We start from the raw sequence: 14,239 nt of genomic DNA, 5'->3' as shown, positions 1-14,239 counted from the left end.
CCAGCGGAAGAGGGTGGATTTCAACTTCGGAAGGACGGTCGGTTGAGCGGTCCTCTACAATTCCGAACATGCCTGTCCTGCAGATCAGCCGTCAACCCGATGCCCTGGCCTGGTTCGACACGGTAAGGGGTCAGCCCTTGCTGGCGGCGGAACAGGCGGTGATCCGGGCCGCCCTGATCTCGCGACCCGCACAGCAGCCGTGGCTCTGGCTAGCTCCCCTGGCCCCAGCCGGCTCGCTTGGCGAGGTGGGGTTGCCGCCCCGCAGCCTGTTCCTGCATCCATGGGGCGAGCGCTATGCCGGGAGCCTGCAGTGCGGCTTGCCGCTACCCTTGCCCAACGAGTCGATCGACAACCTGATCCTGCAGCATGCGCTGGACGACGACAGGGAAGGATTGCTGGAAGAAGGCGTGCGGGTCCTGGCACCGGGCGGCCGGCTATACCTGTTCGTTCTCAACCCGTGGAGCCCCTACCGCGCGCGCTGGCGCAGCAGCGGGCTGCAGGCGCGCGACGTGCAGGACTGGCGCCGCCGCTTGCGCCAGCTCGGCCTGCAACCTTGTGGCGGCGAAGTGAGCTATCTCGGTCCGCTGTGGCGCATGACAGCCGGATCGCAGGTGCGCGCTCCCGGCCGACTGCGCGCCGTCTGTTTGCTGGAAGTCGAGAAACGTACCGCCTCCCTGATTCCCCCCGCCCCGGTCGCCCGCCAATGGCAGGCTGGCGCCGCACCCGCATGAAAGCGGGAGTGGCGCCATGCCGCGTATTCCTAAATTAAAGAAGGACATCAATGAAAGAAGTGGAAGTACATACCGACGGCTCCTGCCTGGGCAATCCTGGCCCTGGCGGCTGGGGCGTCGTGCTGCGCTATCAGGGGCGCGAGCGCGAGCTGGCTGGCGGCGAAGCGCTGACCACCAACAACCGCATGGAACTCATGGCCGCGATCATGGCCCTGGAAGCGCTCAGCGAGCCCTGCCGGATCACCCTGCAGACCGATTCCCAATACGTCCGCCAGGGCATCACCGAATGGATGGCCAATTGGGTGCGCCGTAACTGGAAGACCGCCGGCGGCGATCCGGTCAAGAACCGCGACCTCTGGGAGCGCCTGCATTCCGCTACCCAGCGCCACACCATCGAATGGCGCTGGGTAAAAGGCCACTCCGGTGATCCGGACAACGAACGCGTGGACGTGCTGGCGCGCAATGAGGCCATCAAGTTTCGCGATACCGCGTCGGTGGGCTGAGTCAGATGAGCGAAGCGATGATCGAAACCGAACGTCTGCAACTGCGTGAACTCTCGGACCAATCGCAGGAAGACATCATTTTCGTGCACAGGCTCCTCAACGAGCCGAGTTTTCTCGAAAACATCGGCGACCGCGGCGTGCATAATCTCGAGGATGCACGCGGCTACATCGTCAAAGGGCCGATGACCAGCTACCGCGCCAACGGCTTCGGACTGTATCGGGTACAGACCAGACAAGGCGGACAGACCGTGGGCATGTGCGGCTTGGTCAATCGTCCCGCTTTGGACGATGTCGACCTTGGGTACGCCTTGTTGCCGGAATTCTGCGGACACGGGTACGCGGTGGAAGCCGGTGCGGCGGTGTTAGCCGACGCGCGCGAACGGCTGGGGCTGCAGCGCATTGTAGCCATCGTCGATCCGCGCAATGGCGCATCGATACGGGTACTGGAAAAACTTGAGTTCCGATTCGAGAAGATGGTGCAGCTAACACCCAACGACGTTGCGCTCAAGCTGTTCGCCTCCGAGCCCTCAAGGTAAGCTCACCGCATGCGCCAAATCATCCTAGATACCGAAACCACCGGCCTCGAATGGAAGAAGGGCAACCGCGTGGTGGAAATCGGTTGCGTCGAGCTGATGGAACGCCGGCCGACCGGCAATACCTACCACCAGTACATCAATCCGCAGCGCGAATTCGAACAGGGCGCGGCGGAAGTCACCGGACTTAGCTTGGAATTCCTGGCCGACAAGCCGTTGTTCGCCGATATCGCCGATGGCTTCCTGGAATTCATCGACGGCGCCGAACTGATCATCCACAACGCCGCGTTCGATATCGGCTTCCTGGACAACGAACTATCGCTGCTGGGCGAGCGTTATGGACGCATGCGCGACCGCGTGCAAGTGGAGGATTCGCTGCTGATGGCGCGGCAGCGCTTCCCCGGCCAGCGCAATTCGCTGGATGCGCTGTGCAAGCGCCTAGGCGTGGACAACACCCATCGCCAGTTGCATGGCGCGCTGCTCGACGCGCAGCTGTTGTGCGAGGTGTACTTGCACCTGACCGCAGGACAGAGCGAGATCGGTTTCGGTGGCGACGAACCCTCGCAGCAGACGACGGCCGCGCCGGTGTTCGCCATGCCTGCGGAAGGAACGCGTCCGCGCGTCCTGGTCAGCGCGGTGGAACTGGCCGCCCACGAATCGCGCCTGGCTGTGCTGCGCAAGAAATCAGGCGATCGCTGCCTATGGGATGCTGTTCCTTTGTAGGAGCTGCGTAGGCTGCGACCAGCTTACGCAGCCCTGCGAAAAGCTGGGTTAGTGGCAGCGGACCAGGATCGCAGTGACGTTGTCGGACCCGCCGCCATCCAGCGCGGCGGCGATCAGCGTATCCACGCACTCCTGCGCGCTGCAATCGTTGTGGCGCAAGGTGTTGGCGATGCCTTTGTCGTCCACTTCCTCAGTCAGTCCGTCGCTGCACAGCAGTAGCTGCATGCCCGGTTTGAGTTCTCCGGTCATGGTTTCGACATTGAGATGGTTCGGGTCGGTCACACCCAGCGCCTGGGTGACCACGTTGCGATGCGGATGGGAACGCGCCTGTTCGCTGGTCAGAGAGCCCTGCACGATCAGCTCCTGCACGTAACTATGGTCCTGGCTGAGCTGGGCCAGATTGCCGTCGCGCCACAGGTAGGCCCGGCTGTCGCCCACCCAGGCCACTTCGAACCGGTTGCCGTGCACGCGCACCGCCACCACCGTGGTGCCCATCGGCAGGGTGTCGTTGCGGCGCTTGGAGGTGCGGATGATCTCTTCGTCGGCGATACGGATGGCTTGTGCCAGCGGGGTGCCATCGCGGATCTCGCGCACGATGGTTTCGCGGGCTAGGGCGCTGGCGACTTCGCCGCAAGCGTGTCCGCCCATACCGTCGGCCACCAGCCACAGCCCCAGCTCGCTGTCACCGTAATAGGTGTCTTCGTTCAAGTCGCGGCGGAGCCCAACGTGGGTGAGGTGTCCGAATTCGATCATGGCGCCCTGTTGGTCTGAATTCCGATTATCCCTATCGGCTTGAACGGCATGATCGCGAGGAAACGGACAGGCAGCAAGGTTTTGCCGGATCGCGGAGCTGTGAGGGTTCAGTAGCGGTATGGCAGACGGGGCGGGAGCCGCCGTCGCGCTTGTCCCAACATGGCCCGACCCGTATCATGCACGACCCCGGCCGGTATGAGCGGGGCGACCGGAGAGGTGGCAGAGTGGTCGAATGTACCTGACTCGAAATCAGGCGTACGTGTAAGCGTACCGAGGGTTCGAATCCCTCCCTCTCCGCCAGACATGTCAAGGGCCCCCGCAAGGGGGCTTTTGCATGTGGTGGGAACGGATCGCGAACACCCGTTCCCTTACACTCCCGACTTCCGCAAAACAGAGCCGATGCCATGTCAGAGATCCAAGTCCCCGTTTCTTTCGGCGAACTGCTCGACAAGATCGCCATCCTGCAGATCAAGTCCGAGCGTATGAGTGACGAAGCCAAACTGGCCAACGTGCGCAATGAATTATCCGCCCTGGAAAGCACATGGCTGGCGCATCCGGCCGCCGGCAACAACATCGTCGAACTCCGCGCGCAACTGAAAGAGGTCAACGAACGCCTGTGGGTGATCGAGGACGACATCCGCATCAAAGAGAAGGCGCAGGAATTCGACGCCGAATTCATCCGCCTAGCGCGCGCGGTCTACTTCGAGAACGACGATCGCGCGCGGATCAAGAAGGATATCAACCTGGCGCTGGGTTCCAGTTACGTGGAAGAAAAGTCCTACCAGGACTACAAAACCGGCTCCACGCCCTGATCCTCGGGCCGAACCGATCCCGCCTAGGCGGGACGGTCGACCAGATAGCGTTCGAATGCGGCGACCGCATCCTCGACGCCAATCAAGCTCATCACCTCGTCGAACTCGATCTTGGTCCCCCATTTGAGTTCCGACGCCGGCTTGCCCAGAAACCTGCGCGCCGCCGCATCGTATTTGTCCACGCAATAGCGCACGTCGGAATACGGGCCGCTACGCATCGGATTGCTGGCGGCATGCAGGCCCAGCACCTTGCTGCCCATGGCATTGGCGATGTGCATCGGGCCGGAATCGGGCGTCATCACCAGATCGGCGCGCTCAAGCAAAGCCGGCAGCTGCTTCAACGTGTCCTTGCCGACCAGGTCCAGCGCGGTCGCCTTCATCGCCGCGAGGATCGCGTCGGTGGTGTCGCGTTCCAGTTCGCTGCGGCCGCCGCACAGAACGATCCGCCAACCTTTGGCCGCGGCGTGGTCGGCGACGGCGGCATAGCGGTCCGGATACCAGTTGCGGCGCACATGGCTGGAACAGGGCGAGATCATCAGGGTCGGCGTTCCATCATCGGCCCACTGCGCCCCGGCCCACTCGCGCGCGGCGTCGGGCACCGGCAGGTCCCACACGACCTTGGTCTGCTTCAGGCCCAGCGGTTCGCAGAAGCTGCCAATCGCGTCCAGCACATGGATGCCGGGGCGGTCGGGGATGCGTTCGTTGATGAAGAGGCCATGCAGGTCCTTGGCGCGGGCGCGGTCGTAGCCGATGCGGCGCCGGGCGGGAACGAACGCCGACAGCACATTGGCGCGCAAGGCCACCTGCATCTGCAGCAGCGCATCGAAGCCGTGCGCCGGCAGTTGTTTGCGCAGGGCGCGCATGCCCGCCAATCCAGAGCGCTTGTCGTAGGCATGGAAGACCACGCCGTCCAGGCCTTCGAGTAGTTTCTGGCCGCCTTTGTCGATGATCCAGTGCAGTGGCGCCAGCGGCCATGCGCGCTGCAGCGTGCGGACCAAAGGCACGACGTGGGTCACATCGCCCAGCGCCGAAAGGCGCAGCAGGCACAGCGATAAGGGATTGGTAGACAAGTATTGTTAGACTCAGAGGAATGGTCGATTTTGACGCAACGGAATCCATGACCCCGTTCCGCGAAGGTAGCGGATTGGGAGCGATTCTGTTCGACAGCAAACAGTTACGGCAAGCAGACCCGGAATGGTTCCTGCCCGCGAAGTGGTCGGAACGAGCTCGGCCGGTCGATAGCGGCGGCCGCGGCGGGGCTTGGTTCATCGACGCGCCGTTCGGGCCCAGCCTGTTGCGTCTGTACCTGCGTGGAGGCTGGGCGGCGCGGGTCAGCCGCGACCAATACCTGTGGCACGGCGCCAACCGTACCCGCAGTTTCGAAGAGTTCCGCCTGACCCGCGCGCTGTTGAACAAAGGGTTGCCGGTGCCGCGACCCATCGCCGCAAGTTATGTGCGCAATGGCATGACCTATCGCGCTGCGATCCTGATCGAACGCCTGCCCGATGTGCGCACGCTCGCCGACCGGGCCCAGGTCGCCGGCAAGGATGCCCCTTGGGAAGAAGCCGGCCGCCTGGTCGCGCGCTTCCACCGTGCCGGGGTCGACCATGCGGACCTCAATGCCCACAACCTGTTGTTCAATCCGCAAGGAAAGGGCTGGATGATCGATTTCGACCGTGGCGCACTGCGCATTCCAGCCACTCGTTGGCGCGAGAACAACCTGATGCGGCTGCAGCGATCCCTGCTGAAACTGCGCGATACGCGTAGTCGGGAGGAAGTGATGCAGGATTTCGCGCGTCTGCGCCGTGCCTACGACATCGCCTGGCAGCGGGGGTTCTGATGGGCTGGGCCTTGCGATTCCTGGGCGTGGGCAATGCCGCGGCGGTGGAACTGGGTTCGGCCAGCGCGACCATCGAGCGCGATGGTCTGCCGTGGCTGACTATCGATTGCGGGGGCGAGGGTCTGTCGGCTTACCGAGCCCACTACGGCGCTATGCCGCAGGCCTTGTTCGTCACTCACACGCATATGGATCACGTCGGCGGATTCGAGCGGCTGTTCGTGGCGACCTGGTTCGACCCGGCGCGCCGGGGCAAGGTAAAGCTTTATGTTCCGGCCACGATCGTGCCGTTGTTGCATCAGCGGGTCGGAAGCTATCCCAACGCGCTCGCCGAGGGCGGGGTCAACTTCTGGGACGCGTTCCAGGTGATACCGGTCGGCGCTTCGTTCTGGCACGACGGTGTGCAGTTGGAGGTTTTCCCCGCGCGCCATCACTGGCCCGAAACCGCCTATGGCTTGCGCCTGCACGGCAGCCTGGTGTGGACGGGCGACACCAGGCCGATTCCCGAAGTGCTGGCGAAATTCGCCGATGCCGGCGAACGCGTCGCGCATGACTGCAGCCTGTACGGCAATCCCTCGCACAGCGGTATCGACGATCTGGAGCGCGAATATCCGCCCGAGCTGCTGCAACGCTGCTTGCTTTACCACTATGCCAGCGCCGAAGAAGGGCGCGCCCTGGAGGCGCGCGGCTACCGGGTCGCCAGGCAGGGCGAAGTGGTAGCCTTGCACGAGACCACTGCCGTCCCTATTCCTTGGTCATGAGTGTTCCACGATCATGAGTGCAGTCCCGCAAACGCCGACCTGGCCGCTGGGCATGCCGTCGAGCCTGCCTCTGGATCGGCGCGGTCGCCCGTTGCGCGATCTGCGCCTTTCGGTGATCGAGGCCTGCAATTTCCGCTGCGGCTACTGCATGCCCACCGACCAGGTGCCGGACGACTACGGCCTGGACTCGGCATCGCGCCTGTCGTTTGATGAAATCGAAACCCTGGTGCGTGGATTCGCGCGCATCGGCGTCAATAAGCTGCGTCTGACCGGTGGCGAGCCGCTGCTGCGCAAGCGCCTGCCGGAGTTGATCGCGCGCCTTTCTGCTGTCCCGGGAATCGAGGATCTGGCCCTGACCACCAACGGTTCGTTGCTGGCCGGGCAGGCGGATGCGCTGCATCGCGCCGGCTTGCGCCGGCTTACGGTCAGTCTGGATGCTTTGGACGCGGATTTATTCCGCGAAATGTCCGGCGGTCGCGGCGAAGTGTCGGCGGTGATGACGGGGATCGATGCCGCAACGCGGGCGGGCTTCCCTTCGTTGAAGATCAATTGCGTGATCCAACGCGGCATCAACGAAAACCAAGTGCTGCCGCTGGTCGAACACTTCCGCGGCAGCGGTCACGTGCTGCGCTTCATCGAATACATGGACGTAGGCACCTGCAACGGCTGGCAACGCGCGCAGGTGGTGACCTCCGCCGAACTCCGCGACCGCATCGCCTCGCGCTGGCCGATCTTGCCGCTCGATCCCAACTATCGCGGTGAAGTGGCGACCCGCTACCGTTTCGAGGACGGCGCGGGCGAAATCGGATTCGTCAGTTCGGTCAGCGAAACTTTCTGTGGCGATTGCCATCGCGCGCGCGTTTCGGCGGACGGGCATCTGTATACCTGCCTGTTCGCGTCCGAAGGAACCGATCTTCGCGAAGCGCTCGCGCAGGGCGAAACGGCATTCGCCGACCATCTCGCCGGGCTCTGGTCGCGGCGCGCGGATCGCTACAGCGAATTGCGCGGCGAACGCGAGGCGGCCAAGGGCAGGCATGTCGAAATGTTCTTGATCGGCGGTTGAATGGCGACGCGTAAGAAAATCCTCACCCACCTCGATGCGGCGGGCCTGCCGTCCATGGTGGATGTTTCCGGCAAGGTGGTGACCGCACGCGCAGCCACGGCAGAATGCCGCGTACGTTTTCCGAAGGAAGTGGCGGCGCAGTTGCACGCCAGCGGGTTGCGCAGCGCCAAGGGCGGCATCGTGGACACCGCGATCATCGCCGGCACGATGGCGGTCAAGCGTACCCACGAACTGATCCCTTTCTGCCACCCGTTGCCGATCGACGGATGCCGCATCGTTATCGCCTGGGACGGCGACAGCGCGTTGAAGATCGAATGCACGGTCAGGACTACGCACCGCACCGGTGTGGAAATGGAAGCGCTGACCGGCGCTACGGTCGCCGCGCTGACCGTCTACGACATGTGCAAGGCGCTTTCGCACCGCATCGTCATCGGCCCGGCCAAACTGCTGGGCAAGCGCGGCGGTAAAAGCGATTTCGGGGAAGCGCGATGACGACGGTGAACGTGCTTTATTTCGCCAGTTTACGCGATGCGAGCGGCGTCGCTTCGGAGCGAATCGAATCGGAGGCTGCCGACCTGCAGGCCTTGTATGCGGAACTGCAGTCGCGTCACGGCTTCGCGTTGCCCGCGAACCGCCTGCGGGTGGCCGCGGACGGCGAATTTGCCAAGTGGAGCGATGCTTTGCGCGAGGGGTGCGAGATCGCCTTTATTCCGCCAGTATCGGGGGGATAGGAATGCCCAGTTATGCCGATACCCCCTCCGTCGTCATTCCAGCGAAAGCTGGAATCCATTTTGACTTTGCTTCTTTCTTGGGCCGAAAAGAAAACGCAAGATCAAGTTGGATTCCAGCTTTCGCTGGAATGACGATTTCAATTTTCGCGCACGCATGAAACGTTTCCACCTCTCCGAAGTGCCGATCCTGATCGCGCCCCAGCGCGAAGACCTGTCGCACGACTCCGCCGGTGCCTTCGCCAGTTTCGAAGGCTGGGTACGCGACCACAACGACGGTCGCGCCGTGAATGGACTGCGCTACGAGGCTTACGCCGCGCTGGCCGAGAAAGAAGGCGACAAGGTGCTGGATGAAGCGCTGGAGAAGTTCGCCATCGTCGATGCGCGTTGCGTGCATCGTGTCGGCGATCTGGCCATCGGCGATCTGGCGGTATGGGTCGGGGTCAGCGCAGCGCACCGCGGCGCCGCCTTCGATGCGTGCCGCTACATCATCGACGAGGTGAAATCGCGGGTTCCGATCTGGAAACACGAGCGCTACCGGGAAGGCAACACCGGCTGGTTGCATCCCGAGCCCGATACCGCAAAAGAGTGATACGGAAGCCAAACGCATGACCGGCATTATTTGTTCCGTCGTTTCGTTTTTCGTGGTGTGCGGCCTGACGCTTGCGCCCGGCCGGGTAGGCGCCGACGAACTGCTAGTCGGTAACAAGTCCGCCGACAGCGTCTGGCGGGTTTCGTTGCGCGATGGCCGCAAGATCGGCGAATTCCGCACGGGCAAGGCCCCACATGAGATCGCAGTGGCCGGCAACGGCCGCTTTGCGCTGGTGAGCAACTATGGCCGCGAAACCTCCGGCAATACGCTCTCGGTGCTGGACCTGGTCGGCGGCAAGCCCACGCGCAGCATCGACCTCGGCGAACACGGCGCGCCGCATGGCCTGCGCCTGCTGCCGGGCGACCAACGGGCACTGGTGACTACCGAAGGCTCCGCCAGCCTACTCATTGTGGATGTCGACCGTGGCGTGGTGGAGCGGGTGATCGAGGTGGGCGAGGGCACCGGGCACATGGTGGCGCTGTCGCCCGATGCCAAAACCGCCTATGTCACCAAGATCAACGCGGGCACGTTGAGCCGCGTCGATCTGGTCGCCGGGCTCAAGACCCATGAGCGCGCCGCAGGCAAGGGCGCAGAAGGCGTAGCGGTGAGCCCGGACGGTAAAGAAGTATGGGTCACCAATCGGCAGGAAGGCGCCGTCACCGTGCACGATCCGGCCACCTTGGCGCTTAGACGCAGGATGAGCAGCAAAGGCTTCCCTATCCGTGTAGTTTTCACTGCCGACGGCCGCTACGCCCTGGTGACCAATGCGACGGCGGCCAATCTGGCGGTTTTCGACGCTCGCACCAAATTGCGTGTCGCGACCATCGACCTGGCCGAACCCGGCGTTTCCTACCACCAGAGCATGCTGGGAGACACGGCGATGCCGATCGGCGCCGTGATCGATCCCACACGGCAGCGTGCGTACGTGGCGATCAGCGGGGGCGACCGGATCGCGGTGATCGATACTCGCGAGTGGAAAGTCGTCGGCCACTGGCCTGCCGGCCGGGAACCGGACGCGCTGGGGCTGGTCACGGGCCGTTCGGAAAGATAACGGGAGAAGGGGCCGCCAGAAGGTGGCGGCCCAGCCGGCTGGCCTCGGCACCCGCATCAGTCAATACCGTTGCTGCCTTCCGGCCCTGGCGGAGTTTTCAACCTAGCGTCGCGAGGGGCCGACAGGGCCACCATAGGACTGATGCGCGTTGCGCCACATCATGAAACTGGCGGAGAGAGGGGGATTCGAACCCCCGAAGCGCGGTTTAGACGCTTACACACTTTCCAGGCGTGCTCCTTCAACCGCTCGGACACCTCTCCGGGACCTGAAGGCGGGCAAAGCCGCTTTCAGGGCCGCGAATTCTAGCTGGCGCGGCGCTTTAATGCGAGTCCTTAATGCGAGTCCCACCTGTCTGGGAGTGGAGGTTTCGCTGGCCATTCATTATCCGGGCCCGTGGCCACGGGCTGGGAAATTCTTTCCTTGGACAGATCCACTCGGCGCGGCACAATGACCGTTCAGATGAAAACGGCTGCCTGATGTCCTATCTCGTCCTCGCCAGAAAGTGGCGTCCCAAGCGTTTTTCCGAGCTCGTCGGGCAGGAGCATGTGGTGCGTGCGCTCACCAATGCGCTGGAAAGCGGCCGCGTACACCACGCCTTCCTGTTCACCGGCACCCGCGGCGTGGGCAAGACCACTATCGCCCGCATCTTCGCCAAATCGCTGAACTGCGAAGAAGGCACCAGCGCCGAACCCTGCGGGAAGTGCTCGACCTGTCTGGACATCGACTCGGGCCGATATCTGGACTTGTTGGAAATCGACGCGGCTTCCAACACCGGCGTGGACGACGTGCGCGAGGTGATCGAAAACGCGCAGTACATGCCCTCGCGCGGCAAGTTCAAGGTCTACCTGATCGACGAAGTGCACATGCTTTCGAAGGCCGCGTTCAACGCGCTGCTGAAGACGCTGGAAGAACCGCCGGAGCATGTGAAGTTCCTGCTGGCCACCACCGACCCGCAGAAGCTGCCGGTCACCGTGCTGTCGCGCTGCCTGCAGTTCAACCTGAAGAGGCTGGACGAAGGCCAGATCTCCGGCCAGATCGGCAGGATCCTGGCCGCGGAGGAAATACAAGCCGACGATAGCGCCATCCGCCAGATCGCCAAGGCGGCCGACGGTAGTCTGCGCGACGGCCTGTCGCTGTTGGACCAGGCTATCGCCTACACCGGCAGTGGCAACGGCGGTGCGCTGCGCGAGGAAGGCATACGCACCATGCTGGGCACGGTGGACCGCACACAGGTCGGCGCCATGCTCGACGCGCTGGCCAGCGGCGATGGTGCGCGACTGCTGCAGATCGTCGCCGCGTTGGCCGAGTTCTCGCCCGATTGGAACGGCGTGCTGGATGCGTTGGCCGAGGCGCTGCACCGCATCCAGGTGCGCCAGCTGGTGCCGGGCGTGTCGGTGGAAGCCGATGGCATCGACGCCGACGATTTCGCCCAGCGCCTGCGACCGGAAGTGGTGCAGCTCTGGTACCAGATGGCGGTGAACGGACGCCGCGATCTTCATCTGGCGCCGAGCACACGCGCCGGTTTCGAGATGAGCGTGTTGCGGATGCTAGCCTTCCGGCCCGCCGGAGCAGGGCAGGTCAATGCGGGTCAGGCCGGCACCGAAGCGTCCAAGCCCTCGCCGGCGATTTCAGTGATCGCCGCACCGCCACCACCTGCGCCGGTGATGATCAATCGGGAAATTCCCGCGCCCACCGGCAAACCCGTAGTGGAAACGCCGCTTGCGCCAGTCGTGAAAGCGCAGCCGCAGCCTGAGCCGGTCGCTGCCGCGCCTGCTGTCGCGTCCGTTACCGAAAGCGCCGCCGTGATCGCTACCGCCGAGGATTGGCTGCACTTCGCCGGCAACAGCGGCATGAAAGGCGCTGCGCGCCAGCTGGCGGAGAACGCCGCCTTCGTCGGCTACGGCGAAGGCGTCCTGCGCTTGTCGCTGGATGCGGGCTTCGACTATCTGCGCTCGGAAAAATCGCTGGCCGAACTGTCCAATACGCTAGCCGGGAAGTTCGGTACCGCCCCGCGCATCGTCTTCGACCATGCGGTCGGCGAATCGGAAACGTTGCAGCAGCGCAGTCATCGCGAACGCAGCATCCGTCAGAGCGCAGACGAAGAAAATTTCATGAACAACCCGGACGTGCAGCGCCTGATCCAGCAACACGGCGCCAAACTGGTTCCGGATTCCATCCGCCCCTTCGACGAATAACAGGTAAGAACATGCGTGGAAATATCGCCCAACTGATGCAGCAAGCGCAGAAGATGCAGGAGAACATGCAGCGTGCGCAGGAAGAGCTGGCCAAACTGGAAGTCACCGGCAGCGCCGGCGGCGGCATGGTTAGCGTGACCCTGACCGGCGCCAAGGAGTGCCGCAAGGTGCGTATCGATCCCAGCGTGCTGGCCGACCCGGAAATGGCTGAAGATCTGATCGCCGCCGCCTTCAACGACGCGTCCAACAAGATCGACGCCGAATCGAAGAGCAAGATGGGCGCTGCCACCGCCGGCATGCAGTTGCCGCCGGGCATGAAGATGCCGTTCTGATTTAGGCTCTTTCCCCTGCGCAAGCAGGACGAGGGGTCAAAGAACCATGAGCGCGCCTTTACTCGAACAACTCATCGAAGCGTTGCGCATCCTGCCCGGCGTCGGTCAGAAGACCGCGCAGCGCATGGCCTACCAATTGCTGGAACGCGAGCGGGACGGCGGCAAGCGCCTGGCCGAAGTGCTGGCGCTGGCGCTGGAGCATATCGGGCACTGCAAGTATTGCCGCGACTTCACCGAAACCGAGGTCTGCGCTATTTGCGCCAGTTCCAGCCGCGACCAGCACTTGCTGTGCGCCGTGGAATCGCCCGCCGATCGCCTGGCCATCGAGCAGGCTACCGGCTATCGCGGCCTGTATTTCATCCTGCAGGGGCGGCTGTCGCCGCTGGACGGCATCGGCCCGCGCGAACTTGGACTGGACGCATTGTCCGAGCGGCTGGCACAGGGCGAAATCACCGAGCTGATCATCGCCACCAACCCCACCGTGGAAGGCGAAGCCACCGCGCACTACCTCGCGCAGCTGGCGCGCCAGCAGAACGTGCATCCCAGCCGTCTGACCCATGGCGTGCCGTTGGGCGGAGAACTGGAATACGTCGACCGCGGCACGCTGTCGCATGCTTTCGGCACAAGAAGCGAGATGCCGCTTTGACTTCGATGCGACAACGCAAAGCTCTAGCAGGGAAACATCCATGACCGACACTCTCTTCGGCAAGATCATTCGCCGCGAAATTCCCGCCGATATCGTCTACGAAGATGACGAGGTGCTCGGCTTCCGGGATATCGCGCCGCAGGCGCCGGTGCATGTGCTTTTCATTCCGAAAAACCAGGCGATTCCCACCCTGGACGATGTGCGGCCCGGCGATGCCGAGCTGGTTGGAAAGCTGGTGCTGGCCGCCGCCGAATATGCTCGCCGCGAAGGCCTTGCGCAGAAAGGCTATCGCGTGGTCATGAACTGCCGCGAGGATGCCGGACAGACCGTGTTCCATTTGCATCTGCATCTGCTGGCAGGTGCCCGGCTGGGGCATTTTGGTGCGCCTCGATAGCGACGCGCTCGGATAAAAAAAGCCGCTCGATGAGCGGCTTTTTTTTGTTGGATCAGAGCAGGCTTACCACCAACCCCAACGACCCCAGCGCGGACCCCAGAACGGATCGTAGTAGAACGGGGAGGGGCGGATCTCGACTTCGCGCACTTCCGGCCACAGATAGACCACATCGGCGGTCATGCGCGGCAGGCGGTAGTCGTAGTCGCCGATACGCGTGGATTCGACGCCATCGACGCGGCCGATAAAAGTCACTTCGCGGCCTTCGGTGAATACCGCCGGATCATAGAAGCCGGCGCGGCAGGCGATGAAGCGGCCGTCGGTGGCGTCCGGCGCGCTGCTAAGGGGGCGACCGGTGCCGCCCAGCGGACGCGAGATCAACTGGAAGCAGGTGTTGTTTTGGCCCGGATTGGTTTCCACGATGCGGCCGCCCCAGCGCACTGAGGTGCCGACCTGGCTGCTGGCAACAGCGTCGCGAGGCGTGACCGGAGTGAAGGCGCCCTGCAACGGCTTGGGAGCGGTGGCGCAGGCGCCCAGCAACAGACTGCTTGCGGCCAATGCGATGAAGCGGATTTTGGCGTTCATGGT

Annotated in this window: 19 protein-coding genes, 2 tRNA genes and 1 other RNA gene; 17 read left to right on the top strand and 5 right to left on the bottom strand. The window is 63.7% G+C overall.

Translation table 11 applies throughout. The annotated features are described in order from the left end of the window. The first annotated feature begins 68 nt into the window (after window positions 1-68). From AC1DTQ_RS09210 to dnaQ, 4 genes are read left to right on the top strand one after another with little or no spacing between them, the layout of a single operon-like run. Window positions 69-731 (top strand): hypothetical protein, encoded by a 663-nt coding sequence (locus AC1DTQ_RS09210; RefSeq protein WP_477849258.1) that lies wholly within the window; start codon window positions 69-71, stop codon window positions 729-731. A 50-nt stretch (window positions 732-781) separates the two neighbouring features. Beyond that, entirely contained in the window at window positions 782-1,234 is a 453-nt protein-coding gene (gene rnhA / locus AC1DTQ_RS09205; protein WP_477849257.1) for a ribonuclease HI, read from the top strand. A 17-nt stretch (window positions 1,235-1,251) separates the two neighbouring features. Continuing rightward, a complete protein-coding gene (locus AC1DTQ_RS09200) occupies window positions 1,252-1,770 on the top strand; it encodes a GNAT family N-acetyltransferase (protein WP_477849255.1) in 519 nt (172 codons plus the stop codon). A gap of 9 nt (window positions 1,771-1,779) precedes the next feature. After that, the gene (dnaQ, locus tag AC1DTQ_RS09195) at window positions 1,780-2,490 is read left to right on the top strand and encodes a DNA polymerase III subunit epsilon (protein ID WP_477849254.1); all 711 of its coding nucleotides are present in this window, start codon (window positions 1,780-1,782) and stop codon (window positions 2,488-2,490) included. A 48-nt stretch (window positions 2,491-2,538) separates the two neighbouring features. Here the strand turns inward: dnaQ and AC1DTQ_RS09190 are convergent, their stop codons facing one another. Beyond that, the gene (locus AC1DTQ_RS09190; protein ID WP_093279700.1) at window positions 2,539-3,243 is read right to left on the bottom strand and encodes a PP2C family protein-serine/threonine phosphatase; all 705 of its coding nucleotides are present in this window, start codon (window positions 3,241-3,243) and stop codon (window positions 2,539-2,541) included. A gap of 210 nt (window positions 3,244-3,453) precedes the next feature. Here AC1DTQ_RS09190 and AC1DTQ_RS09185 point away from each other — a divergent pair. Further along, a tRNA-Ser gene (locus AC1DTQ_RS09185) sits at window positions 3,454-3,543 on the top strand. A 104-nt stretch (window positions 3,544-3,647) separates the two neighbouring features. Then, the gene (locus tag AC1DTQ_RS09180; protein ID WP_477849253.1) at window positions 3,648-4,055 is read left to right on the top strand and encodes a DUF6165 family protein; all 408 of its coding nucleotides are present in this window, start codon (window positions 3,648-3,650) and stop codon (window positions 4,053-4,055) included. Window positions 4,056-4,078: 23 nt separating this feature from the next. Here the strand turns inward: AC1DTQ_RS09180 and AC1DTQ_RS09175 are convergent, their stop codons facing one another. Then, window positions 4,079-5,125 carry a glycosyltransferase family 9 protein gene (locus tag AC1DTQ_RS09175; RefSeq protein ID WP_477849252.1) on the bottom strand — a complete coding sequence of 349 codons (1,047 nt, stop codon included), beginning with the start codon at window positions 5,123-5,125 and terminating at the stop codon, window positions 4,079-4,081. 20 nt (window positions 5,126-5,145) lie between these two features. Between AC1DTQ_RS09175 and AC1DTQ_RS09170 the strand changes: the two genes are divergently transcribed. The 7 genes from AC1DTQ_RS09170 (at window position 5,146) to AC1DTQ_RS09140 (ending at window position 10,087) form a co-directional block, all read left to right on the top strand. Further along, on the top strand, window positions 5,146-5,895 hold the full coding sequence (locus tag AC1DTQ_RS09170; protein ID WP_477849251.1) for a 3-deoxy-D-manno-octulosonic acid kinase: 750 nt from the start codon (window positions 5,146-5,148) through the stop codon (window positions 5,893-5,895). Further along, complete coding sequence (locus AC1DTQ_RS09165; RefSeq protein WP_477849249.1) at window positions 5,895-6,653, top strand: MBL fold metallo-hydrolase; 759 nt, start codon at window positions 5,895-5,897, stop codon at window positions 6,651-6,653. The genes AC1DTQ_RS09170 and AC1DTQ_RS09165 overlap by 1 nt, the downstream gene beginning before the upstream one ends. A gap of 13 nt (window positions 6,654-6,666) precedes the next feature. Then, window positions 6,667-7,716 (top strand): GTP 3',8-cyclase MoaA, encoded by a 1,050-nt coding sequence (gene moaA / locus AC1DTQ_RS09160; RefSeq protein ID WP_477849248.1) that lies wholly within the window; start codon window positions 6,667-6,669, stop codon window positions 7,714-7,716. Continuing rightward, window positions 7,717-8,208: a cyclic pyranopterin monophosphate synthase MoaC gene (moaC, locus tag AC1DTQ_RS09155; RefSeq protein WP_477849246.1), complete on the top strand. Its 492-nt coding sequence runs from the start codon at window positions 7,717-7,719 to the stop codon at window positions 8,206-8,208. Beyond that, a complete protein-coding gene (moaD, locus tag AC1DTQ_RS09150; RefSeq protein WP_477849245.1) occupies window positions 8,205-8,447 on the top strand; it encodes a molybdopterin converting factor subunit 1 in 243 nt (80 codons plus the stop codon). The genes moaC and moaD overlap by 4 nt, the downstream gene beginning before the upstream one ends. Before the next feature lie 154 nt (window positions 8,448-8,601). After that, the gene (locus AC1DTQ_RS09145; protein ID WP_477849244.1) at window positions 8,602-9,036 is read left to right on the top strand and encodes a molybdenum cofactor biosynthesis protein MoaE; all 435 of its coding nucleotides are present in this window, start codon (window positions 8,602-8,604) and stop codon (window positions 9,034-9,036) included. A 16-nt stretch (window positions 9,037-9,052) separates the two neighbouring features. Beyond that, a complete protein-coding gene (locus tag AC1DTQ_RS09140) occupies window positions 9,053-10,087 on the top strand; it encodes a beta-propeller fold lactonase family protein (RefSeq protein WP_477849243.1) in 1,035 nt (344 codons plus the stop codon). A 28-nt stretch (window positions 10,088-10,115) separates the two neighbouring features. Here the strand turns inward: AC1DTQ_RS09140 and ffs are convergent. Continuing rightward, an RNA gene (gene ffs, locus AC1DTQ_RS09135) (signal recognition particle sRNA small type) lies at window positions 10,116-10,212 on the bottom strand. 42 nt (window positions 10,213-10,254) lie between these two features. Next, a tRNA-Ser gene (locus AC1DTQ_RS09130) sits at window positions 10,255-10,347 on the bottom strand. Window positions 10,348-10,563: 216 nt separating this feature from the next. Here AC1DTQ_RS09130 and dnaX point away from each other — a divergent pair. Genes dnaX through AC1DTQ_RS09110 form a run of 4 tightly spaced genes read left to right on the top strand, consistent with a single transcriptional unit; the run spans window position 10,564 to window position 13,654 of the window. Beyond that, window positions 10,564-12,282 carry a DNA polymerase III subunit gamma/tau gene (dnaX, locus tag AC1DTQ_RS09125; protein WP_477849242.1) on the top strand — a complete coding sequence of 573 codons (1,719 nt, stop codon included), beginning with the start codon at window positions 10,564-10,566 and terminating at the stop codon, window positions 12,280-12,282. An 11-nt stretch (window positions 12,283-12,293) separates the two neighbouring features. Continuing rightward, window positions 12,294-12,614, top strand: coding sequence for a YbaB/EbfC family nucleoid-associated protein (locus AC1DTQ_RS09120; protein WP_093279711.1), 321 nt, complete (start codon window positions 12,294-12,296; stop codon window positions 12,612-12,614). A gap of 46 nt (window positions 12,615-12,660) precedes the next feature. Beyond that, window positions 12,661-13,260, top strand: a complete 600-nt coding sequence (recR, locus tag AC1DTQ_RS09115; protein WP_477849241.1) for a recombination mediator RecR — start codon at window positions 12,661-12,663, stop codon at window positions 13,258-13,260. Window positions 13,261-13,300: 40 nt separating this feature from the next. Continuing rightward, on the top strand, window positions 13,301-13,654 hold the full coding sequence (locus AC1DTQ_RS09110) for a histidine triad nucleotide-binding protein (protein ID WP_477849668.1): 354 nt from the start codon (window positions 13,301-13,303) through the stop codon (window positions 13,652-13,654). Window positions 13,655-13,717: 63 nt separating this feature from the next. Here AC1DTQ_RS09110 and AC1DTQ_RS09105 read toward each other — a convergent pair whose 3' ends face one another. Beyond that, entirely contained in the window at window positions 13,718-14,236 is a 519-nt protein-coding gene (locus AC1DTQ_RS09105) for a Slp family lipoprotein (protein WP_477849240.1), read from the bottom strand. Window positions 14,237-14,239: the final 3 nt, after the last annotated feature.

The organism is Pseudoxanthomonas sp. P4_B2, from assembly GCF_056402315.1.
The sequence above is the reverse complement of the archived record's forward strand: the minus strand, read 5'-3'. Positions and strand labels throughout refer to the sequence as shown.